This window comes from Microcoleus sp. MON2_D5 (assembly GCF_036701905.1).
Taxonomy (GTDB): Bacteria; Cyanobacteriota; Cyanobacteriia; order Cyanobacteriales; family Microcoleaceae; genus Microcoleus.
In genome coordinates, this window is the sequence record NZ_JAUBRM010000234.1 from 1 (window position 1) to 1,189 (window position 1,189).

1 protein-coding gene is annotated in these 1,189 nt (G+C 44.4%); it reads right to left on the reverse strand.

What is annotated here, in order from left to right:
* Window positions 1–1,005 precede the first annotated feature (1,005 nt).
* On the reverse strand, window positions 1,006–1,189 hold a 184-nt coding region (locus QUA47_RS30880; protein WP_333433639.1), incomplete at its 5' end, for a hypothetical protein.

The window sequence follows — 1,189 nt, forward strand, 5'->3', positions numbered from 1 at the left end:
TATCCTTTCTCTGCGCTGTGCTTATCTCAATGGTCAACTTTCCACTTGATATATGTGCAAAACTGAGATGCACCCAATAACTTACCACATCAATAGCTCGAACACGTTTACCAGGAGAGGCTCAATTGCCTCAAATAGGTAAATTATTCTTGCGTGATTCCGGCAGCCGTTGCACCTCACAATTCTGGACTCTTTTAAGTGGGTGCTGGAGCGAGCGCTCTAATCACATCTGGTAGATAAGGTACGCTTTCATCACCCTTGAAGCGGGAGAGTAAATACTTCCAAAATCAAAAACCTAACTTTCTACAAGTTTTTTTCAAACCTGTAAAGGTATCCCTTACCAGATGCCCAAATTCATGGCGAGTACCGCCACTAATGTTCCGCCTGGTGACATACTCTCGAATATCACTTACGTCGCAGTTAGTATGAAGAGGTAGTTGAGGCGCATCGAGGACTCGCAGCAATTTTTTCTTGTTGGCACAGAATTGCTGCATAGCCAAGTTTAAACCATAGTGATGTGGGTAGCGTAACCCAAAAATTTCATCAAAGCGATGTTGTAATCGCTCCTTGTCTGCGGAGGTGCGCTGTTGTTGATAACCTGATTGAGGAGGAGTCCCTCTACCAGTAGTTATTGAGCAGTTACATATTTTGCACCATTTTAAATTATATATTATCTCAGGAAACAGCCGAGGAGAGTGCAGCAAGTTGGGTGCGGTCGCGCTCCATTCATCAAATACGATAGCCCCTGATATTGTGTGATATGATGTCGTTCGCACTCGCCCATAATTACAATGTTGTAAAATCTCTGGTTTCAGGTATTTTTATTATGGGTGAAAAGGCGGACACCACATGACGCTATATCCTGTGAATGGCTGAATTTTCAAGCATTTCCCTAGACCTCACCTACCTGAGAAAAGCTAGATATGGCTCAACTTCTGGACTTCGATCCTAAGTCCAATCGTTGAAAAATACTGCCTGATGCCGATCGCACCTGCGGAATGTGGGTTAATACACCGGTTCTCTCTCCGATGAGTTGGTCAACAACATCGCAGTCCTTGCACCTTTAATCGATCGAGCACTCCAATAAGCCAAAATATTTCCATACTTCAACACGAGGTTGACAGATGAAGATTTTTGTTGCCGGGGGAACAGGAGCGATCGGTCGCCCAACGCTCGACCAATTACTTGC